We start from the raw sequence: 25858 nt of genomic DNA, 5'->3' as shown, positions 1-25858 counted from the left end.
TGAACATGTAAATTTCAATAGCATCACCATCCAATTGTTTATTACTATCAACTATTCCCTTTTAACCAACTACGAACAACAGACAACGGAATACATAACGGAAAATTTACCCAAATTGTATACTTTACATAAACTTGAGCGTTTTAGATTTGTCCCAGAATAATTCTTGAGAGTATGCTGATCCGTGTTTCGAGTATGAAAATGCTGAGCCCTACATTATTACGGTCCCTTTTATCTTTTCTAATCTTACTTCCTTCCCTTTCACTTGCACAAAGCTACTCCGGTTATAACTGGTATTTTGGAGGAAGTCAGTTTGGCATCCGTTTCAGTCGCTCTGATGGATCGGCAACACTTGTCACCAATCAAGCTCCCGCTTTTGGAAATGGCGGAAGTGCCGTAGCCAGTGATGCAGCCAATGGCGACCTCTTATTTTATACAGATGGCAACAATATTTACGATCGTAGCCATACCGTAATGCCAAATGGGACTGGCCTGGGAGCGAACACGGCGGGTAACCAGCCTGTCGCTATTGCCAAGGTACCCGGCCAAGACAATCAATACTATGTTTTCACAAACTCGGCAAATGGGACTACAGCCGGCTCCATTTCATACAGAATCGTAGACATATCGTTGGGTGGAAATGCAGCATTCCCCCTTCCGCCCGCTGGAGAAGCAACAACAGCAGGAAATACAGCGGTGCCCGGACATGCTTCCACATCGGAAGCAATGATGGTAATACCACATGCTAATGGAGACGATTTCTGGTTGATCACACACGCCAACGGAACACCCGACTATACCGTAACACAATTCACGCCGTCAGGTCCAACAACTACAACAACCTTTACAGGTCTTGGGCTGATTGAAACGGTTGAAAACTTTTCTTACCACCCAGGAACCGGACGCATTGCTGTTTCGCCTCACGAGGGTACCCGCGATGTGGAGATAATAAATTTTGATCCGGCAACGGGTGGGTTAACATTTCAACAGACCGTGCTCAATTCCGGAGTAGCCAGCACCACGAACCCTGCGGTGTACGACACCGAATGGAGTGCTAACGGCCAATATCTTTACATCTCCAGAACAGGCGAAGCTGGTATTCCTGCCGATGTGCTGCAGTATGATCTGAATAATCCTTCCAATACATTGGCGTCTATTCTTCCGGCATCCCCAGCTATTACCAATAGCTATGGATTGCAAATGGGACCCGACAGTACCATTTATCATATTTACCAAACAGCTCCAGGCACGTTTCTGGTCGGACAAATAAGCGATACTGATTCTGTTTCAAACCTGGTGCAATATGATCCTCAACCATTCGGAACACCTCCACCTAATTTCAACGGCACACAATTTCCTTCCTTTGCGCCACGGGATACCGTTGATATGGCCGTTTCTTTTACCTCTGAAGGGCTATGCGCAAATGCACCAACCTCATTTTTTCCAACGGTTTCGCCAACTGCGGACAGCCTGAGATGGGATTTTGGTGATGGGTCATTTTCTAGCGACTGGAGCCCCGTTTATACCTATCAGGCCGGTGGAGCCTTTAATGTATCTGTAACAGCTTTTTTGAATGGCCAAACCGAGACAGCGACTAACATTCTGAATATTACTGACTTCGATACACAGATTAACCTGGTGCAGGACACAACGGCTTGTAGCTGCGAATTGCCCTTCTCCAAAAAGACAAATCCGCCATCTCCTCCTCCAAATCCGTGTACAAGGTTCACCGTTCAGGCTCAGGTGAATGGGAGCGGCACTCCCCAGTTGCAGTGGTATGGACCTTCCGGACTCTTAGCCGGCCAAACTACCAATACCCTTTCGCCCGATTCAGCTGGATATTATTATCTCGTTGCAACAGTGGGTGGCTGTTCTACATATGCGGGCGTAAACATCAAAGAATATACGATACAAGATCAGCGCGCCAACATATGGTACTTTGGAAATAATGCAGGCATTGATTTTAATCCTCTGCCCGATGATCCCGCCAAAGCGATTTCAAATCCCGTCATGAATGCACCGGAGGGCACGGCTACAATCAGTGATCGCAACGGGCAGGTTATTTTCTTCACGGATGGTGATAAAGTATGGGACCGATCGAACACAGAAATCGCTACCGGGATAGGTGGCGAACCAGGGGCATCTCAATCAGCTTTGATTATTCCTGTACCCGGCGACGAAACACTCTTTTACATCTTTACAACGAAGGAAGTCTACGGAACGGGCACTTACGAAGTGCGTTATTCACTTTTTGATTTAAAATTAAACAACGGAACCGGTGGCTTGGTCGAACAGAATGTATTGTTGTTTGCCAGAAGTACGGAACGCCTCACCGGCAATGCGAACTGGCTGATCGCACATGAATATGGTAATAATTCCTTTAGGGCGTATCGTATCACACAACAAGGAATAAGTAATCCCGTGATTTCAAGTATTGGTTCGGACCATGCTTATGCCTATGCCGAGAACGGGCAAGGTTACATGAAGCTCGGATCACAAAATCGCTTAGCCGTAGCGTTATCTACACCAGGTGTTTCGAATGTTGTTGAAGTTTTCGATTTCACCGACTCAACCGGTGTGGTTTCAAATTTCAGAACGGCCAATTTGAATGAGCCGAATGGGCAGGTGTACGGTGTTGAAGTATCGCCTGGTGGAAATAAACTTTTCGCTACTCTTCAAAATGGTGGCACTTCTCGATTAGTAGAATTCGCTTTTGATAGTCTTGGTATCCCGTATCTCAAGAAACCACCCGTTGCACCAGTAACGGAAAAGCTGGGCGCCATACAGGTGGGGCCGGACGGACAACTTTACGTTGCATCAGATGGGCAGCAATATTTAAAAGTGATTCAAGTGGTGGAAGACACAACACAGGTTTCCGTTTTCCAGCCCACGAATTTTGATTTACTCGGAGGGACCAACAGTAACTTAGGCCTTCCTAATTTTATTCAAACCATTGCTGATCCGATTCAAGGTCCTGGCATTTCTGTTTCAGGTGCCTGTATCCGCGATTCGGTGACATTCGCTGGCGCAGCAACCGATCCGATTGACGAATTTTTCTGGCAATTAAGTCAGGCAGGTTCGGTCCTTACGACATCGGATCAGGAGACATTCGCTTATGTTTTCAATACACCAGGGAATTACAGCGTATCCTTACGATTAACCAATCGTTGCGGTTTAGACACCACAATGACCCAGAATTTTATTATAAATGATGTTCCTCCGAATCCCACTGCATCAGTAGTCCTTTGTACAGGCTCTCAGACATTAGATGCTAACCCAGGAAATTTGCCGGGCTTGACCTACGTGTGGTCTACTGGTGATTCAACGGAGACGATCACTGTGAACAGGCAAGCCATTTATAGAGTCACTGTTACTAATGCAGCGGGCTGTGTTACCAATGGCGACATCAGAGCAGTGGATAATCGACCCATTGTAAATCTTGGTAATGATATTACGATATGTCAAAATACACCGATAGCTCCATTGAATGCACAGAATCCTGGTGCAACTTATGCGTGGGAGTATAATGATGTTCCAAATGGAAATACCAGCCGGACACAAAGTGTAAACACTTCGTTAGTAAGTCCTCCTACTTCAGAGTATAAGGTGACTATTACTGATCCTATTACATCTTGTTTTGTAAAGGACTCGGTGGTATATACGATCAATCCATCACCTGTTATCACTCCTCCAGTTGTTGGACATACATCTGATTGTGCACTCAGTGATGGTAGCATTAGTTTTACAATTACCGGACCACCGAGTAGCCTTTTCACGTACTCCATTACTGGTCCTTCAACAGCATCAGATATTGATCAGCCTACCGGGACAAATGTGGCTGCGGGCGGTTTGGATGCTGGTACGTATGGGATTACCGTTGCGGATCAGGTCACCGGATGTGCGTTGATAAATACAGCAACCATTAATGACGGAACCTTTACAGCAACTACTAACCAAGTTGGAACTTGCGATCCGCTTGCAATTCAAGTAACGCCTGCGGGTGGCGTAGTTTATCCTGTTACATACCGCGTGATTAATGCGGCAACAGCACTGCAAGTTGGCAACGGGTCGGTTCCCGCGGGACCCAATTTTAATACGCAGGGGTTACCAAGTGGTAATTATGTTGTTGAAATAACTGCAAACAATGGCTGTAGATTCTCTGCACCTGCGACCCTGACCCAAAATCCTCCGCTGGTCGTAACATTTGATGATACAGACATTTGTAATGGAACGATAACGGCTATTGCTGCAGGAGCAACAACTTTTAATTGGTCGGCTTCAGATGCAGGAAGCTTAACTAATCCTGGCTCGTCAGCCATGGTAACCGTAAATGAAGGTACGTACACGTTGAGGGTAACAACCGATGCGCCTCCCGGTAGCTGTCCAGGTACAGATTCAACAACGGTAACAATAGATAACTTTATCCCTACATTTAGCCAAACAGATGCATGCCAGGATCAGGTAACACTGACAGCGACGCCGGCATCAGGTCCATACACTTACAGATGGTATCGAAATGGTGTGTTGGTTAACGGCGGCGGTGGAAGGCAAATCGTAGCCTATAATCCTTTAGATGACAATGTTCCTTATTACGTACAGGTGGTCAGTTCGCTTAATGGATGTGCCAAAACAACACCACCTGTTCCCGTCCAGGTAGATGGTGAACTTACTGTCTCCCTTGTAACCACAACACCGTGCGAAGGATCGCCATTTACACTAACTGCAACTCCGAATCGATCTGCGTCCTTCCAATGGTCTATTGACGGCGCATTAATTTCCGGTGAGATCGGTCCGACATTAAATGAAAATCGTGCAGGTACCTACACCGTTACTGCAACCAGTGCGAGTTGTACCGCCACTGCCGATCTGGATATTATCCTCGCCCCTGTAACGCCCGGCTTACTGCGAGAAGAAGCATTCATCTGTCCTGACCCAGCAAATCCAAATCCTGAAACCCGGCAGATCGTATTAGATCCAGGCGATTTCACCAGTTATGATTGGTATAGAAACGGCGTGTCCCTTAGCTGGACAGATCCGACGTATACAGCCGCAGAGCCGGGAATATTTTCGGTGAACCTCATTAACGCATTCGGATGCGCGAGCAATGACAAAACTGAAGTATTTGAAGAATGTGATCCGGTCATCGTTGGTCCCAACGCTTTCCGACCTACGAGTAACGTAACAGGTATGGGAGGTGACAAGGTCAATCAGTCCTTCAGGCTTTTCACTTTCTTTATCGACGATGAGGACTTCCAGGTGTTCATTTTTAATCGTTGGGGTGAAATGATTTACCAGTCGCCCGAACGGGATTTCAAATGGAACGGAGGTTATAATAACAACTTAGGTCAATTGTTGCCACCGGGTACGTACTCATATGTTGTACGATATAAAAGCTCATATCGACCAGAAGAAGGTATTCAAGAAAAACGGGGAGGGGTCGTGCTCTTGAGGTAATAATATGTTTAATGGATTGGCGAATTAGAGGATTGGAAAAATTCGGAAGATGGTAGATTATTTCATTCAACTGTTTTGATCTTTCATCGATAATTTTTCCAATCTTTAATACTACAATTTCAATTCAAGACGCTTACACCATAATATAAACACATGAAATCAGCCACCCAAATATTCATTACACTAGTCCTATTGGTGTCGCTGCAAAGCTTCCAGATAATCAAAACCACACTCCACTTAACCGTAAGAGACGAAGTTGGAAACACAGTAGAGGGTGCAACCGTACAGCTATTCGAAACCGAGGAAGATTACAATGCTGAAAAAAATGTTGCTGTAGAAGGTGTGACGGATGCGAAGGGAATCCTGAAGTTGAAAGATCTTAAGGCGATGTCTTACTTTGTTATTGTTCGCAAGGATGATAAGGATAATTCGGGTGGAGGAGAGCGTACCGGTAAGCTGGAGGAGAAACGAATCAACAAGGTAACGATTGTAATACAATAGTTCCTTCCACCTTTTGCGCGTCGTTCGCGTGCCAGTTCTAGCAACATTGTTGAATGGCGTTAAACAACTCACCGACGAACAAATCCAATGAAAAAAAACATACTTATCACAGGCGCCTCCGGAAATTTAGGCAAAGCTACAACTGACCGATTTTTAAAAGATGGTTATAACGTTATAGCAACAGTAACACCCGGGCGACCTTTAAAATATAAACCTGAAGGACTTCAATGGTATGAGGCAGATCTCACAGATGAAAAATCAGTAGAGGGTATTGTCAAGCAAATTATTGCAGACCATTCCACCCTTGACGCAGCATTGTTGTTGGTTGGTGGATATGCTTTTGGAAATATTCAAAATACGGACGGCGCGCAAATAAAAAAAATGATTGAACTGAATTTTGAAACAGCCTATTATGTAGCCAGACCAGTATTCCAACATATGCTTACCCAACCCAAAGGCGGTAAAATAATTCTTGTCGGTTCACGTCCGGCCCTTGTTGCAAAAGATGGAAAGAATTCACTGGGGTATGCGTTATCAAAATCTTTGATTTTCAAATTGGCCGACATCCTGAATGCCGAGGGATCGTCTAGAAATGTAACAACATGTGTTGTGGTTCCGAGTATTATTGATACGGATGAGAACAGGAAAGCAATGCCCGATAAAGACTTCACAACATGGGTAAAGCCAGAACAAATTGCTGATGCCATGGCATTCCTTTGCTCTCCTGAAGGAGAACCATTGCGGGATACAGTGCTTAAAGTTTATAACCGGAGTTGAAGATTACTCAAGATCAAGAAGGAGACCTAAAGCAAATCAAAAGGTAATTTTTATCAGATACCACACCATCACCACGCATGCTATCAATTTCAGCAGTGTACCAAACAGAAAACCTACAAACGATCCCCATGCAGCTTTTAAGGCGCGTTCAGAATTATTGTTAGCAAGCATCTCTCCGATAAAGGCTCCAACAAATGGACCAATGATGATCCCCAAGGGCCCTAACCAAAAACCTGCGATTAAACCTAACGTACACCCCCAAATACCATATTTGCTTCCTCCATACCTTCGGGTGCCATACAACGGAATTACATAATCCAGCACGGTTACCGCCACCGTAATGCCGGCCCATATCCAGAGAAATTTTGCAGTGAAAGGCGGATCCGATCTTAGCTGTTGTAAGAGTAATGCGACGTAACACAAAGGAGGCCCAGGTAGCAAAGGAAGTATGCAACCCATAACTCCAACGATCATAATAATTATCCCAAGCACTAACCAGAATGTATCCATACAATAAGGATGTCAACGAAATTACATAATTTGGGAGATGATTAAATTAAATGCTATCCACCACATTGCTATCATTTGTTCTAACTATGCGGTGTCTAAAAAGTTTTACACCGAGGTATTAGGGTTCAACGTTCAGGCTGAATATTATCGTGAAAAGAGAGACTCGTATAAACTTGATTTAAAATTAGGCGATCGATATTGCATTGAATTGTTTTCCTTCCCAAATCCGCCAGCGCGTACCTCCCGGCCGGAAGCGTGTGGACTAAGACACCTTGCTTTTGAAGTAACAAATCTTGACCTGGCGGTCCGTTGGCTAAATGAAAATAAAGTAGTTACAGAACCTATCCGCACAGATGAGTACACCGGAAAAAGATTCACTTTTTTTGCGGACCCTGATGATTTACCGTTAGAACTTTACGAACAATGACCATGATTAAATACGCGTCGTACCTAAAACACTTTCTGATAAACTTCCCAGAGTTAGAAAGTGAACTACCCTGGAATATTGTGGCCGCCCTTCCAAACACCATACATCAAAAAATGAAATCGCTGCCAGCCGATTATAAAATCAATAACGATGTGGCTATTCATAAAGGCGCCCAGATAGAAGAACACGTTACCTTGAAAGGACCAATCATAATATCAAATGGTTGTTTTATCGGCGCACATGCATACCTCCGAGGTGGTGTATACCTGGGAGACAAATCCGTGATTGGCCCAGGCTGTGAAGTCAAATCAAGTTTAATCATGTCGGGTAGTGCTCTTGCTCATTTTAACTTCGTCGGTGATTCGCTGGTGGGGTCCTATGTTAATATGGAAGCGGGAAGCATCATCGCCAATCATTACAACGAGCGGCTGGATAAAACTATTTTTGTTATGCTTGACAAAAAGAAAATCGAAACCAGCGCTACAAAGTTTGGTGCCCTTGTCGGAGATCACACAAAAATCGGCGCCAATGCTGTTTTATCTCCCGGAACAATTTTAAAACCTCAAAGCATTGTTAAACGCCTGGAATTGATTGAACAGTGTTAGTTGTAAGTAATAAAAAAAGCCCTCGCATCGAAGGCTTTTAATAATGACCGGAAGATAACAGCTTATTAAAACTTAACGGTTTTAACACGACCTTCATTATCAGTAACTTCAAAGGTACAAGCCCCACTTAAATTCTTTACAGTGTATACTTGTGCAAAGTCACCGCTTACACTCTTAACCTCATTATGCAATAGATTATTAGCATTATCAAATATCCTTACAGTCACTTTTTCGCCGCTGGTTTTCACCACAGAGACGATGAACTTTCCTTCGCTTGAAAGCTTAGCGATACGGATATTCTCAACGGGTGCAGCAGGTTGATATACAATTTTTTCTACTTGTTTACCATTTGCATCGGTGAGTTCCACCGTATATTCGCCAAAGCTCATCTGGCTAAAATTTAATGGAAGAATAAACCCATCAGTGTTATTTATCGATTCTGAATACACCAGTTCAGACTTTACATTATATACGTTAATTTTTACTTTGCCAGTAGTTTCATTCTGGTAGATCACTTTAAATACTTCCGTACCTTTTCCATGTAACACCGCTACACCAGCCTTTTTAGGCTCGTCATTTCCAAACGTTGCAACCGCGCTCAATAATAATACTGCTACGAGGTAAATTGATTTTGTTTTCATAATCATTTATAATTTTAATTATGATCAAATATACGGCGTGGTTACGCGCAGAGTCGAAACTTGTAAGGAAAGTGTATTTTAAAAGTGAAACAACGTTTGCATAAAAAGTAAAAAAAAATTTTATCAAATAAGATGGTTTTCAGCCATTAGAAATCGATATCTCTCAAAGAAATTCTAATACAACGTTTGCACTATACTCATGAAGAGAAAGGTGATATCCAAGCGCACAGTCTGCCAAATGACAGCACATTCCGTTGAATAACCGTTTTAGTGGTTAGGTTAAAACTCTTGGACGATTCCCATTTTTTGAGAAAATAATAATCCTAAAAGGTGGTTACCTTTTACCAGTTCACTTTGACTATTTTGACCAAAACTAAAGGCAGCATGCATAGCCATGCTGCCTTCACCTGTGATCATACTACCAGCTGTCCTTCGTAACAAAACTGGTACTTCCACTACTATCTTTTACCATAAAAGTAACTTTGCCATAATAGTCTTTCAGATTATAGATTTTGGCAAAATCCCCGTCAATCTTTTCTTGACTGCTATGCAAAACGATATTTTGATCATTGTAAATCGAAATCAAAATTTCATCGTTTCCCTTATTTGGAATTGATAACATAAATCTGTCGGTCGAACCTTTTAGATGCATTACGTGCAATAATCTTTCTCCTTTAACCGCCTGTTCTTTTCTATAACTAACATACTCGACTTTCTGGCCATTGTCATCGGTTAATTGAAAACGGTAATTACCCTCTGGAAGCTGAGAAAAGTTGTAAGGTCGAACGAAACCGTCGGTGTTTTTAATCTTCTCCGTAAAAACAATTTCATTAACATCATTCAAGATTAAAACTTTAACATTGGTTTGTTCAATACCTTTGTAGAAAAGTTTAATCGTTGATCCATTCTTCAATACCGCCACGCTTGCGCTGGGGTTATCAGAAGCAGTTGCGAGTGTTGCAGCACCCGCGACTAACAACAGTGTCCAAATAAAAAATGACTTTTTCATAATATTTTTTTTTATAGGACTAAACACGACGGATGTCGTCCGGAGGTTTCGAGGAAATTCCTAATGAATTGTTAAAAAAATAACAATAGCCATATAGTTATATGATAAATGAAAAATGCCTTAAACGGTAAGAAAGCCCTGGTGGTTAGTGAAATGCTTAAGATGTTTGGCCAACGATTAAAACCTGCAAAGGTTACCCGTATTTTTTTTTAATTTAAATGAAAGCTGTCTTTAGTTTTTTCCTCCTGTTCCGCAAGATGAATTTGGAAACGAAGGCGACCAAGCAAGAATACTTCGCGCCTGTCCTCATTAATTGTTAAAAACTTATAACGGTCAACAGCATCCAAGTTCAATTCATTTGCAATTTGATATAAATTAAATGGCGTCAGGTTGTGAGCAATATTTCGAAGTTTCAAATATTGGATAAAGAGATCATATAACGCCGGACCAGGAAAGGCGTCCATCATTACTTTCCACAAACGAACATTCCCACCGGGATATAGTTTGGACTTGTATGTTCGTAAAAGCAAATCCATATTAAATATGTCGTCGCACTTTACAATAATATCTGTCTCCCCGCCAGGATATCGTTTTATTATACTTTCCAATTTCATCAATGAGCCGATCTTCCTTTCGTTCACCTCATGACTAAAATAAACACCGAAAGGGATGTCATTAATTTCAGCATCTTGCAGCAATTGCCTATAACGGGGCTCAAAAATATGCAGTGGTACAAGTTCCCCCGGCAATGGCAAAATCGATAAGGGAAACATGGGTATGTGTAGAACATCAGACATATTGTGAATAAACACTGTTTGCCTGATAAAGTTAATAGCTTACAAGAAAATGTGATTTCACGCCAAAACGCTTTTCTAAGGTTTCAGCGCCTGGCAAAAAACTTAGATTGATAATAAATGAAAATCCGGCAACAATTCCGTTGGAATGTTTGATCAATTCAGCCGCAGCACCCGCCGTGCCTCCTGTTGCTAATAAATCATCATGGACGAGCACGCGCCAGCCAGGTTGTACCGCATCAATGTGCATTTCGACTTTTGCCGTTCCGTATTCAAGATCATACTCCTGAGATCTCGTTTCGTAAGGTAGTTTCCCTGCCTTTCTAATTAAGATAAATGGACACCCTAGCTCATAGGCCAAAATAGAACCAAAAATAAAGCCTCGTGCCTCGGTAGAGGCGATCGCGTCAATTTGTTGAGGTTTAAATTCCGTTATCAAAGATGAAACAATCTCCTTTCGCAAAGCCGGGTTTGCTAAAATCGGTGTGATGTCTTTAAATACAATTCCCGGCTTAGGATAGTCTTTCACATCGCGTATTGATCGTTTGATTTTTTCGGAGAGCTGCATAGTTGATTGAGATTGGTTTAGAATAAACACTACATATTGCATCAAATATATGCGTTTTAGTCCGCGTGTAAAGAATCATAAGTTTTGCTTTACAGTACCGATATGTAAAATGGGTTGCAAAATTTTTGTGCCGCAGAGAATACGATCGCTTAACAGAAAAAGCCCTTCCATAAGTTTATAGCTTCTGGAAGGGCTTTAAGAAGTTGTTAAGTAATTATTTGCCGAAAGATTCCACCTTATAATCCAGGTTGGTTCCGAAGACGGGAAAACTAATTTTAAACATGGCATAAAAAGATCTTCCTTCCAGACTCGGCCGGTATCCAATCTCTGCGCCATAGGCCCAACTGAACATTCTGTTGAACCGGCCATCCATACCTACTCGGAAGCCCAGCATTTTAGTTTTTAGGGGACTTACATCATAGGTCTGGGTTCCCGCATTCGGGCTCGATGGATTAGTATCTGTATAAACGACGTTATCAACGTCAACCCAGGGAGACACTATCAGGTCAACGTATGCAGTAAAAATCAAATCATCAATACCTTCTTCAAACTTATCAAAATTTACCGCGACATTTTTGATCCAAGTCATGGATCCACCGGCATATATACTTTTAGAAGAAATATTACTGAATACATCGAGCGATTCATTTCTACCACCAACAAAAATTGTTGTGGGAAGTGAGACGCCTTCAGTAGTTTTCAAATCAGCATTGGTGAGGCCTTGCTTTTCTAAAGCCCGACCCAGGTCAGTTGAGCTGTCCCAAAGAATGCCACCTAACCGGGCGCCGTAAATTTTTCTGACTTTACATGGCACTTCTGCACTCAATGGAACACGTGCCGCCCATCGATGTCCCTTATAGCTATTTTTATAAAGGAACATTTTAGTTTTAGAGCTCTCTTCAAAATCACGGACGTGATACGTTCCGCCTATTTCAAAATAGTTAAAAACTTCTGCCCTGTTTTCAACATCGCTTTTCTTAATCGCAAGATCGCGCGCGAGATCGAAAAATTGCTGGCTATAAGTTTTTCTAAAGTGCGCTCTGAAATCCATTTTATCTTTGTGATAATACACAACTTCAGCACCGAATCCTGCGTTCACGTTCGATGAAAATAATTCACCATAAAGCGGTTGAATACCAACAAAGAGCTTGTTAACTGATGAAGGCTCATCGTATAACTCTTCGTATGTAACTGCCGTTTTATCTTTGCGATCGCCCTGCGCAAAAAGAACAGGTGATAACGCCATGAACGCAGCTATAAAGATTAAAAAACGATGGTTCATAACCAGGTTTAAAGTTGGGGTATATGGATAAAAATAAGCAATTCCAAAGATTAAAATGATTTACACCCGAATACGCGTAGCCAATGGGATGTAATAACTTATCAAAAAATTCCTCAATTATTCTGCTTTTCAATGCGCCTTTTAAGGTCTTCCAACTCCTGCAGTTTGGACGATATGTCAGCCTCCCTCAGTTTCCTTTCGGTGATGTCTTCAAACATGCCCAATACAGCCACAATTTCCCCATGTTTATTCATAATGGGCACTTTTGTAGTCAGTACCCACGATACCTTCCCGTCATTATTGACATTCTTTTCTTCCATATCCACACGTGCTTTTCTGCTGTTCATTACAGCAAGATCATCAGCCCGATAGGCGTCGCCATGCTCTTTCCAGGGCATATCGTAATCTGTGCGACCAACCAGGTCATGGTAAGATTTTAATCCCGCCACTTGTGCGAAAATTTTGTTACATCCCTGAAATCTCAAGTCTTTGCCTTTCCAGAATACCGCCCGTGGAATGTTGTCTATAATCGTCTGCATGGTTTCCTGATCATCACTCAGCTTCTCAACCATCGTTTTAATTCTTCGATTATTAAAAGTTAATGTAACGAGGTCTGCACATGATTTTAGGAACTCTACGTCTTCTTCCGTCCATTCTTTCTGTTCAAAATTCTCACAACAAATGATACCGGTTATCTTACCTTCATTAAAGAAAGGAACTACAAGAACAGATTGGATACCGTGCTTGATAAGGTACTTTTCGGAAAGTTCGCGTGTAGCCGGATGGGTATGCGCATCGATAGCTTTAATTATTTCTTCGCCGGTGATGGCTTCAAAATATCCCGGATAATCTTTTCCAAACCAGTCCGGTTCAACCTCAAATTTTCTACTCGAGTTATCAAAGAGTTTCTCACAGGCAAGCCTTTGTTCCGTACGATTAAATGACCAAACACCACATCGCGATATCGTTAATTGTTTTGTGATGGTGATTGTCATTTTTTCTAGTGCCCCATCCCAATTACCTTCTTGAATATCGGATTTCTTTGACAACTCCATGCTCGCCTGCCTGTTTTTATTGGCGATCTCATTACGTCTCTTTTCGTTGTCCAGCATCGTTTGGATATGCTTTTCTTTACGGCGCATTTCTTCCTGCGTAGCCTCAAGCTCCTCCATATTTTGCCGCATCTCTTCCTCCTGTGCCCTCATTTCCTCAGTCTGTTGCTGAGTTTTCTCCAGCAGAATTCTGGTACTCTCGTTGATACGCACCGTAGAAATTGTTGAAGCAATGCTTTCGGCAAGTTTTTCGACCAACTCAATTTCGTGTGGATCATATTTACCAAAAGTGGCCAACTCGAGAATACCAAAGACTTTACCATTTACCTTCAACGGAACTAACATCAACGCATTCGGAGAAGCACCGCCAAGTGATGAACTTATGGAAATATAATCCTCCGGAACTTCAACCAGATAAATCGTTTCGGCTTCAAGGAAGCTCTGGCCAACCAAACCTTCGCCAATTTCAATATGCTTGGCAAGGAATTTTTTTCGTTCGTAAGCATAACACCCTACCAACTCCAAAAACTTACGACTCGTCTCTTCTTCATTTAAAAGAAAAAGTCCGCCTTGCGTGCTTTTAGTGTATTTAACAACGAACTTGATGATGTGATCGAATAGATCCTGCGTTGTACTATATGATGTTCTCAGCAGTTCCCCAATCTGTGCCAACCCTGAAGTAGACCAGTTGCGTTTTCGATCCTCTTCGGCGTTTGCCTTAAGCTTATCTCTCATGGTGATAAGCGTAGTACCCATCGCGCCGTGATTTACTTCCTGGCTTAAATCGGCGCTGTAATTGCCTGCAGAAATTGCCTCCATGAAATTGGACAACGAATTAGCAGCTTGCTCCTGCCGTTGAGTCGTGACATTTTTTTCCTCCTCCAGATTTTCAGTCTTTTGAAATAATCTGTACTGAACGATTCCGAAGCCCGCCAAAGATATCATAAGAAAAAAGATTGAAATCCAAGACAACGCACTTAGTTGTGTCGCGTTTGCCAGGATTTCGGCGTCGATATAATCCACTAACCGTTCGGATACACGCTGAAAGTCTTTTAAAGATGCGTCCAGTTGAAGGTTCAGAATATCAAACGATTTTGTATCAACGATTTCAGCTGTGCTGTCGGTCGCAGGCGTAATGACTGTAGGTTTTGCTCCCCACCTCGCCTGACTTGCATCTAACAGACTTTGAATATTATAAATGCTTTCTTTTAAAATGGCCCTACCCTCTTCTTCTTCAACTTCTTCAAACTCTCCAAATTCACTTACTTTTCCCTCATACATCGCCTCCATCAACAACTTTCCAGCCGCTAAGGGCGTTTGCACGTCCCTTTCAAAATTTAAGTTGGGATCACCCTTTTTCACTTGCTCTGCCCAAAGATTCGCTTGCGCAATTTGGCTTCGCAGGTGGTCATTTAACTTTACATAAGGAAGACTATGGTCATAAGAATTAATTGCTCCACGTTGAACAAAAATAATCAGGGTAATAATGACAAGACTAACGATGGCAAATGCAAGCGTGAATTTCAACGCACGGTTCCTCATGATCTGATGATGGAAGTTTAAAAAATATGCTAATTGCGAAAATTATAAAGATTCGCCTGAATAATAAAAGTTTGAGTCCTGCAGGTCAATGAGCGGACATAAGATGGACGTAATAAAATCCGGCGATTTAAAATTTTTCGTGGTATGCAAAGAGGTTTGGCATCTAGCTCCCCTCTTCAAATTTAAAAAATAGGCCCAAATGCAGTCTTAAACAGATACTATGACATTTTTCAAAACCTTCTTACTTGCCTGTAAAATCCGGTCTATTATAGAATCATTAATGGCGGTTGAGATAAACATTGCCTCAAATTGCGAGGGCGCCAGGTAAATACCTTCATGAAGCATTCCTTGAAAATAGCTAGCAAAACGTGTTGTGTCGGCAGTTTTAGCTGACTCAAAGTCAAAGACCGGCTGATCGGTAAAAAACAAAGTAAACATTGACCCGACCTGGTTGATCGTGTAGTTAAATCCTTGCTCTTCATACTGCTGCTTAATTCCGGTCACTAGTTTCGTTGTCTGCGAATTCAACTGTTGGTATACGTCGGGATTTTGTTTCAAATATGTCAGCATAGCAAGCCCGGCCGCCATAGCCAAAGGGTTGCCCGAGAGTGTTCCAGCCTGATAGATAGGACCCACAGGTGAGATTGACTCCATGATTTCTTTTCGTCCACCATATGCACCGACAGGCAATCCCCCACCAATAATTTTTCCCAGCGTGGTCATATCCGGTTTCACTCCATACAATTCCTGTGCTCCGCCCAGCGACAACCGAAAGCCTGTCATTACTTCATCAAAGATCAGTATGATGCTGTGTCGATCACAAAGCTTGCGGAGTCCATGCAGATAGCCAGACTGCGGTATTACAGTACCCATATTGCCAACCACCGGTTCAAGGATGATCGCTGCAATTTCATTTTCATTACGTGCAATAATTTCTTCGATAGCCTGCAAATTATTGAAAGGAGCAATGAGTGTATCCTTAGCTGTGCCACTCGTAACGCCTGGGCTATCCGGTGAACCAAATGTGAGCGCACCGCTGCCTGCCGCAATCAAAAAAGAATCTCCATGCCCGTGATAACATCCTTCAATCTTGATAAATTTATCTTTACCTGTAAATCCCCGTGCCACCCTGATGGCAGACATTGTTGCTTCCGTTCCGGAATTTACCATACGCACCTTCTCAACTGAAGGAAGAATCGAACAAATCAATTCTGCCATTTCCACTTCACGAAATGTAGGTGCTCCAAATGACGGAGAATTAACAAGGGCTTCTTTTATCGCTTCTTCAATGATAGGGTGTGCATGGCCCAAAATCATGGGGCCCCATGAGTTAATTAGATCAACATATTCATTTCCGTCCTCATCATAGAGATAAGCACCTTTCGCTCTGCGTATAAACACAGGGTTACCCCCTACCGCGCGAAACGCGCGAACAGGAGAGTTCACACCGCCAGGAATAAATTGTTTTGCCCTATCAAATAAGGATTTACTTTTTGAAAGATCCATGAATGTTGAATTTTCGTATTGACGATAAAAAAATATTTACCGTTTTTCAATAACGGCCATTTTCCCTTCTGAGAATTTGACAAAGGGTACGAGCGCATTACTTCGGCCTTGCTGATAGTTGACACCTTCAGAAAGAAAGCCGGGAACAGGCGCTTTCAATAAAGCCTCCTGAAAATAAACGCCATTCTTTTTCAGCTGATTCCCCAAGATCAATACCAATTCATACCCCATAGCAGCATAGTCGGAAGGAACGCGACCATGCGTTCTCATAAACTTTTTATTAAAGGCAACAGTGGCTGGCCTTCGAGGAATAATAAAATTAGGAGCAGTTAAAACAATAGGAAGTGTTTGAAATTTTTCAAGGTCAATGGCGGATTGATCAACCCACCTTTCAGATCCCAAAACAACAATTTGGTCCCGGCGTGTTTCTATGCTACTGACCACCTTTGCATAAATCAAAGCATCGTCGGAAGCAACGAATATGCTTCCAAGACTATCCTTGTTCAAAGTAAATTGCTTAGGGTATCTGAATTCATCGAACTCCGTTGGCGTGGTTAAAATGTCAAATATCATCTTCGACCCATCCTTCGGAACTTTATGAGCTGCCATAATTTTTAATCCATTCTGATGCGCCGTTTGAATAAAATTCGCCGCGAGCAGAGAATCCCTTTTAGAAGTACCATAAAAGACCATGCAATTCTTTTTCTTTGCATACGCCGCTAAGAACTCTCCGGATTTTTTTCCAAGAGTTTCAATAGTGGGCTGATACAAGAAAGCAAAAGGATTGGCTCCCAAAAGTTCACTGTTATTGTGGACGGGGTTAAATGTATTTATTCCATTGGCCAACGAAAATTCATAAATAGGTTTGGCTTCATCCTGGAAAAATGGGCCAATAATCAAATCTGTATTTCTTATTTCTTCGGTGTTTAGTATAGTTTTTATTTTCTCGGCCTTCCATTCTGTGTCGTAAGCTCTTAGACTTAACTTTATTCCTTGTTTGTCCAATGTATCTACGGCGAGCTTCATGCCTTCATACAGATCCAAGACACTTTGATTCCGCTTGGGTGCCGGTGAGGGATCCAACGTATTTACCATGAAAGGAAGCATTACGGAAACGGCGTATACATCTTTAAAATATGACGCAGGCGCTTCGGCAATAAAATCGCTTTTCTTCAAATTAAATTTTGCAATGAGTCCCTGAAGAAAAGTCTTGTCATCAGGATTGGATTGATCTTTTGCTAACAAAGTGGCCAACGCCCGGGCTATCACTACATCCTTTGGATATTCTTCATGCATCATTTTCAAAGTTTCAACGTCTGCGATGGAGCTGAGGGCAGTTTTCTTGATTGCTTCAAGATCAGGCTGCATTTTCGGATCTTTGATCGTTGAAAATACTTTTAGTCCTTGGAAATAGTCGCGGTCGTCAAAGTGAATTTTTCCAATCCAAAAGTTTGCTTCATCCATTTTATTCCAGGTTGGATGTGTGATCTTAAGCTGGTTCAGGGCATTCTTTGCAACAGCCTTGAATCCCTGATTGTAAGCAGCCAAGGCATAGTAAAAAGAGGCATACGCCGAAAAATTGTTCTTTGCGTCGTATGGCATCAAAGGCTTAAATGTCTCCATGGCAAGATTGTACTTGCCTTCACGGAATAACGTCTTGCCGTTGAAATATTGTTTGTTATAATCAATCTGTCCGAACGTTGATTGCATTGTGAACGCCAACAGACTGCAAACGAAAACTATTTTTCTAACCATACTTGAAGTCAAGTTAGGGATTTATAAGTTGTGATTACAAAACATGCTACTACACGCAAAAGTTATTCCCATTCTATGGTCGCGGGTGGTTTGCTGCTGATATCATATACTACCCGGTTAACACCTTTCACTTTATTAATGATGTCGCTGGAAACGGTGGCCAGAAAATCATACGGTAGATGGGCCCAGTCGGCTGTCATTCCATCCGTGCTAGTAACTGCCCTGAGATTGACGACACGCTCGTACGTTCTCTCATCTCCCATTACTCCGACAGATTGAACTGGCAACAACATGGCTCCAGCCTGCCAGACTTTGTCGTATAACCCATGTTCTTTCAATCCCGATATAAAAATGTTATCAACCTCCTGCAGGATGCGCACTTTATCAGGCGTTATATCGCCCAGGATTCGGATACCCAAACCCGGCCCGGGAAACGGATGCCTACCGAGAATCAATGGATCGATCCCTAACGATTTTCCAATAACACGGACTTCATCTTTGAAAAGTGTGTTGAGGGGCTCCACGACTTTCATCTTCATTTTAGCCGGAAGTCCACCGACATTATGGTGAGATTTTATTGTTTGAGAGGGACCCTTAACAGAAACAGATTCAATAACGTCGGGATAAATGGTTCCTTGACCCAGCCATTTTACATCCTGGATCCTGTGGGCTTCTTCATCAAAAACATCAATAAAAGTTTTGCCTATTGCCTTGCGTTTTGCCTCGGGATCAGTTAAATCTTTTAGTGCGCTATAAAATTTCTCTTTTGATTCTACTCCCTTGATATTTAGCCCCATGTGTTGATATGAATCAAGCACCTGCTGAAACTCATTTTTCCGTAACAACCCATTATCTACAAAGATGCAATGCAAATTCTTCCCGATGGCGCGGTGTATCAATGTTGCTGCCACTGTTGAATCGACTCCGCCGGATAGCGCCATCACCACCTGATCGTTTCCAAGTGTTCTTTTCAAACCCGCTATGGTACTTTCTATAAATTGATCAGGCGTCCAATCCTGTGAACATTCACAAATGTGCAGTACAAAATTCCGCAGCAGGTTTTTCCCTTCTGTTGTATGCGTTACTTCAGGATGAAATTGAATTCCATAAATAGGTTTATGCTTTACTTTGAAAGCCGCAATCGCAACTGACGGGGTGCTGGCAATTATCTCAAACTCGTCTGGGACTTTCGCAATGGTATCTGCATGCGACATCCACACCTGTGTATCCAACGAAATCTCTTTTAACAGTTCGTTATGATGATCGACCGTGGTAAGTCTCGCTCTGCCATATTCACGGGAATGGGATGGTAACACATCTCCACCATGTTGCTGGGCAATAAGCTGGGCTCCGTAACAAACACCCAGAACCGGCACCTTCTCAAAAGGTTTAAGGTCAACTGTGGGAGCTCCGTTATCACGAACCGAACAAGGACTTCCAGATAAAATTACCCCCTTAATATTGGGTGTAATAGCAGGCACTTTGTTAAACGGATGAATTTCACAATAAACATTCAACTCCCGAACCCGACGGGCGATCAATTGAGTATACTGAGAACCAAAATCTAAGATGAGTATCTGTTGTAACATCCCGCAAAGATAACAGAAGCGGGCAGGCATGAACACCTGTCCAATAAAAAATTCTGTTACCTAACAATGAGGAAGTTAGGCTACCATTGCAGCATCATAATACCCAGTTGGAAGCCTACTGTGGAAAAATTTTTGTAGTCGAGTTCATCACTTTTGTTGGTTGAGTAATCATAATGCACAGCGGCCATAACACCCATTCTTCTGCGCTCTCCAATTCTCACCAAAATTCCCGCTTCCGGGCGTGCAAGAAACCCAAATGCCTTGTCGCTATCGGTGTAAATATTATAATATACATTGTATTCGTTACGGTTCACGCCAAGACCTAATCCCACGTACGGGAAAAACCGGTCCTTTTCACCTAGCGGAAAATAATACTGGCTGCTGGCGGTCAAACCATATTGATAGATATAGTTGAAGTAATCGGTAGTAATGGCACCACTTTCGGTTTCAAACGTTTCCTTTGGCTTGTATTGATCATACTGAGCCCAGTTAAAGTCCACGCCGGCTGAAAATCTTCTATCGCGACCAAAAAAGAAGCGATAGCCGATCTTGGCACCACGCCCACTGGCATTATCAATGTATTCTTTACTGGATAATGGAATGTTTCCGTTCCAGTTTATATAAAAAAAATTTTCTTGCGCCTCTGCTCTTACAATCAAAAGCATGAAAGCTATACTAAGGATATATTTAGTTTTCATGAACGAGGTAGTTAGATTGAATAAATGCCTGATCAATTGCCTTCGTAGACTGATCAATTAAATCTATCGTACTGTATACATCGCCCATATAAGCATTCCAGATCACCTTTACTTTATTGTCGGGGGTAACATTTTTCAAATCCACGATTTCCACAACCAAGGCTCCCGTGTTGTAGGCGTAGGTATTCACATATGGGTACGAATAATAGGATCCATATCCATAATAATATGGGTAATAGTAATTAGGATAAACCACTTGCTGGAAAAGGTTAAAATCCTTCACCACATAAACATTCACACCCAAGTCAGGATTTTCATTTCGTCCAACGCGGGTGTATTCGCGGTCGTTCATGTTTGACATTACACGTTCCAAAACTCGGCGAGGATAATAATCATTATCAGCACGCGAGACCAATATGGTATCATTTGGATTTGTATTCGAAACGAAACCGATTGTATCTGTCGGAATCGCATAGGTAGTATAGGCACCGAAGACTGCTTTTGTATCATAATTGGTGGATACTACCAACTCATCAAACAATTTCAGACTATCAGGTTCACTTTGGCAGCCGACCAGGGTCACCACAATTACCAACACAAAAAATAATCTCTTCATAATTTTAGCTATACAGGATAAACGAATTGACTTTCCAGAAAATTGTCAAACAATTTCCCATTCATAAGACACAGGAAAGCGCATTTAGGTTTAAAGCTTTTCCGATAAAATTAAGCCGGCTCCAAAAAGAAGCACAAATATTAACGTAGCTAGAGCCATTTGCTTAAGATACGGATCAAGTTGTGCCGATGGTTTTGTACTGACTGCAACACCATTGATAATAAATAGCGGCGTGCTTAAAAGAAATAACCACTGCCAGATGGCTTGCGAGGTCAAAAACGTGAAGACAATAGCTGATAATATTCCTGCACAAATTAAAAACCAATGGTACCTAATTGCGTTTGTGCGTCCAATCCTGACTGGGATAGAAAATTTTCCGGCATTGCGATCCGATTCAATATCACGAATGTTGTTTACGTTTAATACCCCGATTGAAAAAAATCCACAGCTTAAAGCAGGTAACAATTGGTATCCTGAAATTTCCTTCGTGAAGAGATAATAAGATCCCATTACACCCACAAGTCCAAAAAAAATAAGCACAGAGAAATCTCCAAGTCCCGCATATCCATAAGGTTTTTTCCCAACGGTGTAGGCGATCGCAGCGATGATACTCAGCAGCCCGAGACCAAGAAAAAACAGAATTGCTTTCCAATCCAGTCCGAATGAAACAATAAGCAATGTGACACCACTGGCAAGACAAAGCAGAACAAAAACAATTACTGCTGCCTTCATTTGCTGTGCTGAAATAGCGCCGCTTTGTACAGCGCGCTTCGGACCTTTTCGATCATGGCTATCGGCGCCATGCACGGAATCGCCGTAGTCGTTTGCCAAGTTTGAAAGAATTTGTAAGAGGATTGTGGTTGAAATACAAAGTAAAAAAATATCCCACCGAAAGGCATTAGCTGAAGCTGCGAGAAAACCACCCATCGCAATGCACGAGAGGGCTAGTGGTAAAGTACGAAGACGAAATGCTTGAAGCCAGACTTTTACATTCATACTAGAAGTGTTGAAGTGCGGGGTTCGGAGTGTGGAAGTTTCATACTGGAATGCTCAGCTTATGATTTGAGAAGACCCTAAAACACGAATATAAACATTCGAATAATTATAAAATTTTGACGATGGTGATCTTTTCCTTATTAAAGACGAGCTTGTCGTTTAATTTTAGTCCCATTAATGCTTGGCCTAAAGGAGCACCAGGCGCCACTACCAGAAACTCGTTTTCATTCAACATTACTTTGCCAATTCCGATGCAAAGAAAAATCTTATTTTTATTCGTAATTACTAAACTACCTAATCCAATTTTTTCGTGTTGCGCATCCAACGAAAGGTGATCCAATATGCCTTTCAGTTTAGTTGCTTCATTTAATTGTTGCGCAGCTTTATCCCGTTCAATTTGCGCCATAGCGCGGCCTGTTTCGTACTTATCACCAGCACTGCTTTTACCTTCTTCGTTTGCCGCATGTTGTGCATCATCCATAGCTTGTTTAGCTGTAGAAATCCGCGACTCAACATATTGCACGCAGTAATTGAACAGGTTTTGTTTTAAAGAACTTAAATCCAATTTTCTGATGATCTATTTTGAAATTTCACTCAGAATTTGCGGGTCAAGGGGGTGCATATCGGAAGAATAAAATTTGACTTCGTTTCCATCTTCGTTCACCAGATATTTGCAAAAATTCCAACTCGGGGTTTTGCCGGTTTTTCCTTGAAGCCACTGATATAGCGGATGCTGGTCTTTTCCTTTAACGGAAACCTTACAGAACATCTTAAATGTTACACCATAATTTTTCTGACAAAAAGCCGCGATCTCCTGATCCGACCCGGGTTCCTGCCATAAAAAATTATTAGCAGGAAACCCGAGGACCGTTATCCTATTGCCATATTCCTCATGAAGTTTCTCTAATTCGGAATATTGGGGCGTGTAACCACATTTAGACGCTGTATTGACAACTAAAAGTTTTTTTCCCTTGAAGATATTAAAGTCAACCGTGTTGCCTTCGATATCTTTCATCTGCAAATCATAAAGGTTTCCCACCGGGGCCTGCGTTTTGCCCGATCGTGATAATTTGTTGTATAAAAATGCGACCAGACCCATGCGGTGATTGCGTCAATACTTAAACACCAATTTCATCAAGAATTTCTTTATCCATGGGTTTTACTTTGGATGGATAAAATTTGATCGTACCGTCGGGTTTAACGAGATACTTACAGAAATTCCAGCTGGGCTCCTGGCCGGTTTTTTCTTTCAGGAATTGATATAACGGATGCTGATCACTTCCCTTAACAGAAATTTTTTCAAACATCTGAAAAGTAACACCGTAGTTCTTTTGACAAAACTCGGCAATCTGAAGGCTTGATCCCGGTTCCTGCCCTCCGAAATTGTTAGCCGGAAATCCGAGGATAACAACCTTGCCACCGTATTGATCCTGCATTTGTTGCAGGTCAGCATACTGGGGTGTAAAACCGCACTTAGACGCCACGTTGACAATCAGTAAAGTCTTTCCTTTGTAGTTCGCAAAATCAATCAATTCACCTTCAAGCGAATTCATTTTAAAATCATAAATGGTTGTCATGGGTGAGATGAAGATTAGTAGGGCTAGTAGAAATTTCATTTTATTCTTATTGTTTAATGTTTACATATGATGCAAGATGCGTTTTGCTTATCGCTTACTGTAATGAATCGTTTGTCAACTACAATTCCAAATGCTACATCTTCTCCGGAACCGTTATACCCAGCAACAACATTGCCCGCTTTAAAGTGCCTGCAACGGCTTCGGATAAAGCGATCCGGAATTTTAGTTTTGATGTATCCTCTTCATTGAAAATAGGAATGCTCTGGTAAAATTGGTTGTACTGCTTTGCCAAATCAAAAGCATAGTTCGCAATAACAGACGGAGAATACTCCTTTGCGGCGTCACGAATTTTGTTCTCAAACAGGCTCAATACCTTCAATACATCCCGTTCTGCCGATTCAAGGGAAGTAAGTAATTGCAGATCCGCAACATTCACTGAAATATCAATGCTTTCCGCCTTCCTTATGATGGCCCTGATTCTGGCATGCGTATATTGAATAAACGGTCCGGTGAATCCTTGTAGCTGGATCGATTCGTTTGGATCGAACAACATACGCTTTTTAGGGTCTACTTTAAGCAAAAAAAATTTTAAGGCGCCCAGGCCAATCATGTCAAACAATTTTACAGCATCAGTTTCCGAAACGCCTTCCAGCTTTCCCAACTCCCGTGTTTGTTTCTCTGCCTCTTCAACCATCTCGTTCATAAGATCGTCGGCATCTACCACTGTACCCTCCCGCGATTTCATTTTTCCGCTGGGAAGGTCCACCATACCATACGACAAATGATAACATTTTTTTGCCCAGTCGTAACCAAGTTTGCTAAGGATCAGGAACAAAACCTTAAAGTGATATTCTTGTTCATTGCCAACCGTGTAAATCTGACCGGTGATTTTTGGAAAATCCCTAAATCGTAGTATAGCCGTACCGATGTCCTGTGTCATATAAACAGAAGTGCCGTCAGCCCTGAGCAAAACCTTCTGATCCAGCCCATCGGAAGTCAAATCAACCCATACTGATCCGTCCGGTTTCTTAAAAAATACGCCACGTTCTACGCCTCTCAGGACTTCTTCCTTTCCTAAAAGATAGGTATCCGATTCATAGTACAACTTTTCAAAATCCACACCCATGCGCTTATAGGTAGCGTTAAACCCACTATACACCCAACTATTCATTGTCTTCCAAAGTTGTGTGGTTTCGGGGTCATGCTGCTCCCATTTTCTCAACATATCAACAGCCATTTGCATGATCGGCGCTTGCTTTTCGGCCTCCTCCTGACTAATGCCCTTGTCGGTCAAGTCAGCGATTTGTTCTTTATATGCTCTATCAAAAGCGACATAGTATTTACCCACCAGATGATCGCCCTTAATTCCACTGGTTTCGGGTGTTTCTCCGTTTCCGAAAAGTTTCCATGCTGCCATGGACTTACAGATGTGAATACCCCGGTCGTTGATGATTTGAACTTTATGGACTTTATAACCATTTGCCTTGAAAATTTCAGCAACGCTGTAACCCAGAAAGTTATTTCGGAGGTGACCCAAGTGTAAGGGTTTGTTGGTATTAGGTGAAGAATATTCTACCATAATCTCCAATCCATTAGCAGGAAGATGTCCGTAGTTTTTGTTTCCATAAATGGATTTAAAAACATCGACCCATGCTTTGTCTTCAACCACGAGGTTAAGAAAACCTTTTACCACATTATATTTACTTACAATGCCAGCATGTTGCTGGAGATACTCTCCGAGTATCCTTGCTGTTTCTTCAGGGCTTTTTTTCGAAAGCTTTGTCAATGGAAAACAGACCACGGTATGAGAACCTTCGAACTCCTGGTTGGTCGGCTGAAGTTGAAGATTATCTGTCTGCTGATGAAATAAAGATGAAACAGCCTCTTCAACTTTGGCACGGAGAACTAAATCAAGATTCATGTATTCTTGTAAATCAATTTTAATCGTTGATGAACGTA

The 25858-nt window shown here is 42.1% G+C and carries 22 protein-coding genes; 5 read left to right on the top strand and 17 right to left on the bottom strand.

What is annotated here, in order from left to right; genetic code table 11:
* The first annotated feature begins 174 nt into the window (after positions 1 to 174).
* From P2W71_RS08600 to P2W71_RS08590, 3 genes are all read left to right on the top strand, one after another.
* Positions 175 to 5454: a PKD domain-containing protein gene (locus P2W71_RS08600; protein ID WP_276369666.1), complete on the top strand. Its 5280-nt coding sequence runs from the start codon at positions 175 to 177 to the stop codon at positions 5452 to 5454.
* Positions 5455 to 5607: 153 nt separating this feature from the next.
* Positions 5608 to 5955: a carboxypeptidase regulatory-like domain-containing protein gene (locus P2W71_RS08595; protein ID WP_276369663.1), complete on the top strand. Its 348-nt coding sequence runs from the start codon at positions 5608 to 5610 to the stop codon at positions 5953 to 5955.
* Between the two features lie 87 nt (positions 5956 to 6042).
* Positions 6043 to 6732 (top strand): SDR family NAD(P)-dependent oxidoreductase, encoded by a 690-nt coding sequence (locus P2W71_RS08590; protein ID WP_276369660.1) that lies wholly within the window; start codon positions 6043 to 6045, stop codon positions 6730 to 6732.
* A 36-nt stretch (positions 6733 to 6768) separates the two neighbouring features.
* Here P2W71_RS08590 and P2W71_RS08585 read toward each other — a convergent pair whose 3' ends face one another.
* Positions 6769 to 7242, bottom strand: a complete 474-nt coding sequence (locus P2W71_RS08585; RefSeq protein WP_276369658.1) for a DUF456 domain-containing protein — start codon at positions 7240 to 7242, stop codon at positions 6769 to 6771.
* Positions 7243 to 7279: 37 nt separating this feature from the next.
* Here P2W71_RS08585 and P2W71_RS08580 point away from each other — a divergent pair, with 37 nt between their 5' ends.
* Complete coding sequence (locus tag P2W71_RS08580) at positions 7280 to 7669, top strand: VOC family protein (protein WP_276369656.1); 390 nt, start codon at positions 7280 to 7282, stop codon at positions 7667 to 7669.
* Positions 7666 to 8274, top strand: a complete 609-nt coding sequence (locus P2W71_RS08575; RefSeq protein ID WP_276369653.1) for a DapH/DapD/GlmU-related protein — start codon at positions 7666 to 7668, stop codon at positions 8272 to 8274. The genes P2W71_RS08580 and P2W71_RS08575 overlap by 4 nt, the downstream gene beginning before the upstream one ends.
* A 65-nt stretch (positions 8275 to 8339) precedes the next feature.
* Here the strand turns inward: P2W71_RS08575 and P2W71_RS08570 are convergent, their stop codons facing one another.
* The 16 genes from P2W71_RS08570 to argS all read right to left on the bottom strand — a co-directional run bounded on the left by P2W71_RS08570 (position 8340) and on the right by argS (position 25820).
* Positions 8340 to 8915 (bottom strand): hypothetical protein, encoded by a 576-nt coding sequence (locus P2W71_RS08570; RefSeq protein ID WP_276369651.1) that lies wholly within the window; start codon positions 8913 to 8915, stop codon positions 8340 to 8342.
* A 418-nt stretch (positions 8916 to 9333) separates the two neighbouring features.
* Positions 9334 to 9924, bottom strand: coding sequence for a hypothetical protein (locus P2W71_RS08565; RefSeq protein WP_276369649.1), 591 nt, complete (start codon positions 9922 to 9924; stop codon positions 9334 to 9336).
* 209 nt (positions 9925 to 10133) lie between these two features.
* Positions 10134 to 10697, bottom strand: a complete 564-nt coding sequence (locus tag P2W71_RS08560; RefSeq protein ID WP_276369646.1) for a hypothetical protein — start codon at positions 10695 to 10697, stop codon at positions 10134 to 10136.
* 55 nt (positions 10698 to 10752) lie between these two features.
* The gene (locus tag P2W71_RS08555; protein WP_276369643.1) at positions 10753 to 11286 is read right to left on the bottom strand and encodes an adenine phosphoribosyltransferase; all 534 of its coding nucleotides are present in this window, start codon (positions 11284 to 11286) and stop codon (positions 10753 to 10755) included.
* A gap of 214 nt (positions 11287 to 11500) precedes the next feature.
* Positions 11501 to 12568, bottom strand: coding sequence for a hypothetical protein (locus P2W71_RS08550; RefSeq protein ID WP_276369641.1), 1068 nt, complete (start codon positions 12566 to 12568; stop codon positions 11501 to 11503).
* Between the two features lie 113 nt (positions 12569 to 12681).
* Positions 12682 to 15162, bottom strand: a complete 2481-nt coding sequence (locus P2W71_RS08545) for a GAF domain-containing protein (RefSeq protein ID WP_276369638.1) — start codon at positions 15160 to 15162, stop codon at positions 12682 to 12684.
* 207 nt (positions 15163 to 15369) lie between these two features.
* Entirely contained in the window at positions 15370 to 16668 is a 1299-nt protein-coding gene (gene hemL / locus P2W71_RS08540) for a glutamate-1-semialdehyde 2,1-aminomutase (RefSeq protein ID WP_276369635.1), read from the bottom strand.
* 36 nt (positions 16669 to 16704) lie between these two features.
* Positions 16705 to 18423: an ABC transporter substrate-binding protein gene (locus P2W71_RS08535; RefSeq protein ID WP_276369633.1), complete on the bottom strand. Its 1719-nt coding sequence runs from the start codon at positions 18421 to 18423 to the stop codon at positions 16705 to 16707.
* A 62-nt stretch (positions 18424 to 18485) separates the two neighbouring features.
* Entirely contained in the window at positions 18486 to 20012 is a 1527-nt protein-coding gene (gene guaA, locus P2W71_RS08530) for a glutamine-hydrolyzing GMP synthase (RefSeq protein ID WP_276369630.1), read from the bottom strand.
* 80 nt (positions 20013 to 20092) lie between these two features.
* Positions 20093 to 20710 carry an outer membrane beta-barrel protein gene (locus P2W71_RS08525; RefSeq protein WP_276369627.1) on the bottom strand — a complete coding sequence of 206 codons (618 nt, stop codon included), beginning with the start codon at positions 20708 to 20710 and terminating at the stop codon, positions 20093 to 20095.
* Entirely contained in the window at positions 20700 to 21326 is a 627-nt protein-coding gene (locus P2W71_RS08520) for a DUF4136 domain-containing protein (protein ID WP_276369625.1), read from the bottom strand. The genes P2W71_RS08525 and P2W71_RS08520 overlap by 11 nt, the downstream gene beginning before the upstream one ends.
* 90 nt (positions 21327 to 21416) lie before the next feature.
* On the bottom strand, positions 21417 to 22322 hold the full coding sequence (locus P2W71_RS08515; protein ID WP_276369622.1) for a 1,4-dihydroxy-2-naphthoate polyprenyltransferase: 906 nt from the start codon (positions 22320 to 22322) through the stop codon (positions 21417 to 21419).
* Positions 22323 to 22428: 106 nt separating this feature from the next.
* Entirely contained in the window at positions 22429 to 22803 is a 375-nt protein-coding gene (locus P2W71_RS08510; protein ID WP_276369619.1) for a 3-oxoacyl-ACP synthase, read from the bottom strand.
* Positions 22804 to 22899: 96 nt separating this feature from the next.
* A complete protein-coding gene (locus P2W71_RS08505) occupies positions 22900 to 23361 on the bottom strand; it encodes a glutathione peroxidase (protein ID WP_276369616.1) in 462 nt (153 codons plus the stop codon).
* 79 nt (positions 23362 to 23440) lie between these two features.
* Complete coding sequence (locus tag P2W71_RS08500) at positions 23441 to 23938, bottom strand: glutathione peroxidase (protein ID WP_276369613.1); 498 nt, start codon at positions 23936 to 23938, stop codon at positions 23441 to 23443.
* Positions 23939 to 24032: 94 nt separating this feature from the next.
* Complete coding sequence (gene argS, locus P2W71_RS08495; protein ID WP_276371724.1) at positions 24033 to 25820, bottom strand: arginine--tRNA ligase; 1788 nt, start codon at positions 25818 to 25820, stop codon at positions 24033 to 24035.
* Between the last annotated feature and the right edge of the window lie 38 nt (positions 25821 to 25858).

Source organism: Chryseolinea sp. H1M3-3 (assembly GCF_029360725.1).
In the GTDB taxonomy this organism is placed as follows: Bacteria; Bacteroidota; Bacteroidia; order Cytophagales; family Cyclobacteriaceae; genus Chryseolinea.
The sequence above is the reverse complement of the archived record's forward strand: the minus strand, read 5'-3'. Positions and strand labels throughout refer to the sequence as shown.

Bases quoted from the DNA above. Each gene is read 5' to 3' on its own strand.
- P2W71_RS08570 (WP_276369651.1), bottom strand. From the start codon at position 8,915: ATGAAAACAAAATCAATTTACCTCGTAGCAGTATTATTATTGAGCGCG.
- P2W71_RS08520 (WP_276369625.1), bottom strand. From the start codon at position 21,326: ATGAAGAGATTATTTTTTGTGTTGGTAATTGTGGTGACCCTGGTCGGC.
- P2W71_RS08545 (WP_276369638.1), bottom strand. From the start codon at position 15,162: ATGAGGAACCGTGCGTTGAAATTCACGCTTGCATTTGCCATCGTTAGT.
- P2W71_RS08515 (WP_276369622.1), bottom strand. From the start codon at position 22,322: ATGAATGTAAAAGTCTGGCTTCAAGCATTTCGTCTTCGTACTTTACCA.
- P2W71_RS08580 (WP_276369656.1), top strand. From the start codon at position 7,280: ATGATTAAATTAAATGCTATCCACCACATTGCTATCATTTGTTCTAAC.
- argS (WP_276371724.1), bottom strand. From the start codon at position 25,820: ATGAATCTTGATTTAGTTCTCCGTGCCAAAGTTGAAGAGGCTGTTTCA.
- P2W71_RS08535 (WP_276369633.1), bottom strand. From the start codon at position 18,423: ATGGTTAGAAAAATAGTTTTCGTTTGCAGTCTGTTGGCGTTCACAATG.
- P2W71_RS08525 (WP_276369627.1), bottom strand. From the start codon at position 20,710: ATGAAAACTAAATATATCCTTAGTATAGCTTTCATGCTTTTGATTGTA.
- P2W71_RS08585 (WP_276369658.1), bottom strand. From the start codon at position 7,242: ATGGATACATTCTGGTTAGTGCTTGGGATAATTATTATGATCGTTGGA.
- P2W71_RS08555 (WP_276369643.1), bottom strand. From the start codon at position 11,286: ATGCAGCTCTCCGAAAAAATCAAACGATCAATACGCGATGTGAAAGAC.
- P2W71_RS08560 (WP_276369646.1), bottom strand. From the start codon at position 10,697: ATGTTTCCCTTATCGATTTTGCCATTGCCGGGGGAACTTGTACCACTG.
- P2W71_RS08575 (WP_276369653.1), top strand. From the start codon at position 7,666: ATGACCATGATTAAATACGCGTCGTACCTAAAACACTTTCTGATAAAC.
- hemL (WP_276369635.1), bottom strand. From the start codon at position 16,668: ATGGATCTTTCAAAAAGTAAATCCTTATTTGATAGGGCAAAACAATTT.
- P2W71_RS08500 (WP_276369613.1), bottom strand. From the start codon at position 23,938: ATGAAATTTCTACTAGCCCTACTAATCTTCATCTCACCCATGACAACC.
- P2W71_RS08565 (WP_276369649.1), bottom strand. From the start codon at position 9,924: ATGAAAAAGTCATTTTTTATTTGGACACTGTTGTTAGTCGCGGGTGCT.
- guaA (WP_276369630.1), bottom strand. From the start codon at position 20,012: ATGTTACAACAGATACTCATCTTAGATTTTGGTTCTCAGTATACTCAA.
- P2W71_RS08510 (WP_276369619.1), bottom strand. From the start codon at position 22,803: ATGGATGATGCACAACATGCGGCAAACGAAGAAGGTAAAAGCAGTGCT.
- P2W71_RS08550 (WP_276369641.1), bottom strand. From the start codon at position 12,568: ATGAACCATCGTTTTTTAATCTTTATAGCTGCGTTCATGGCGTTATCA.
- P2W71_RS08590 (WP_276369660.1), top strand. From the start codon at position 6,043: ATGAAAAAAAACATACTTATCACAGGCGCCTCCGGAAATTTAGGCAAA.
- P2W71_RS08595 (WP_276369663.1), top strand. From the start codon at position 5,608: ATGAAATCAGCCACCCAAATATTCATTACACTAGTCCTATTGGTGTCG.
- P2W71_RS08600 (WP_276369666.1), top strand. From the start codon at position 175: ATGCTGATCCGTGTTTCGAGTATGAAAATGCTGAGCCCTACATTATTA.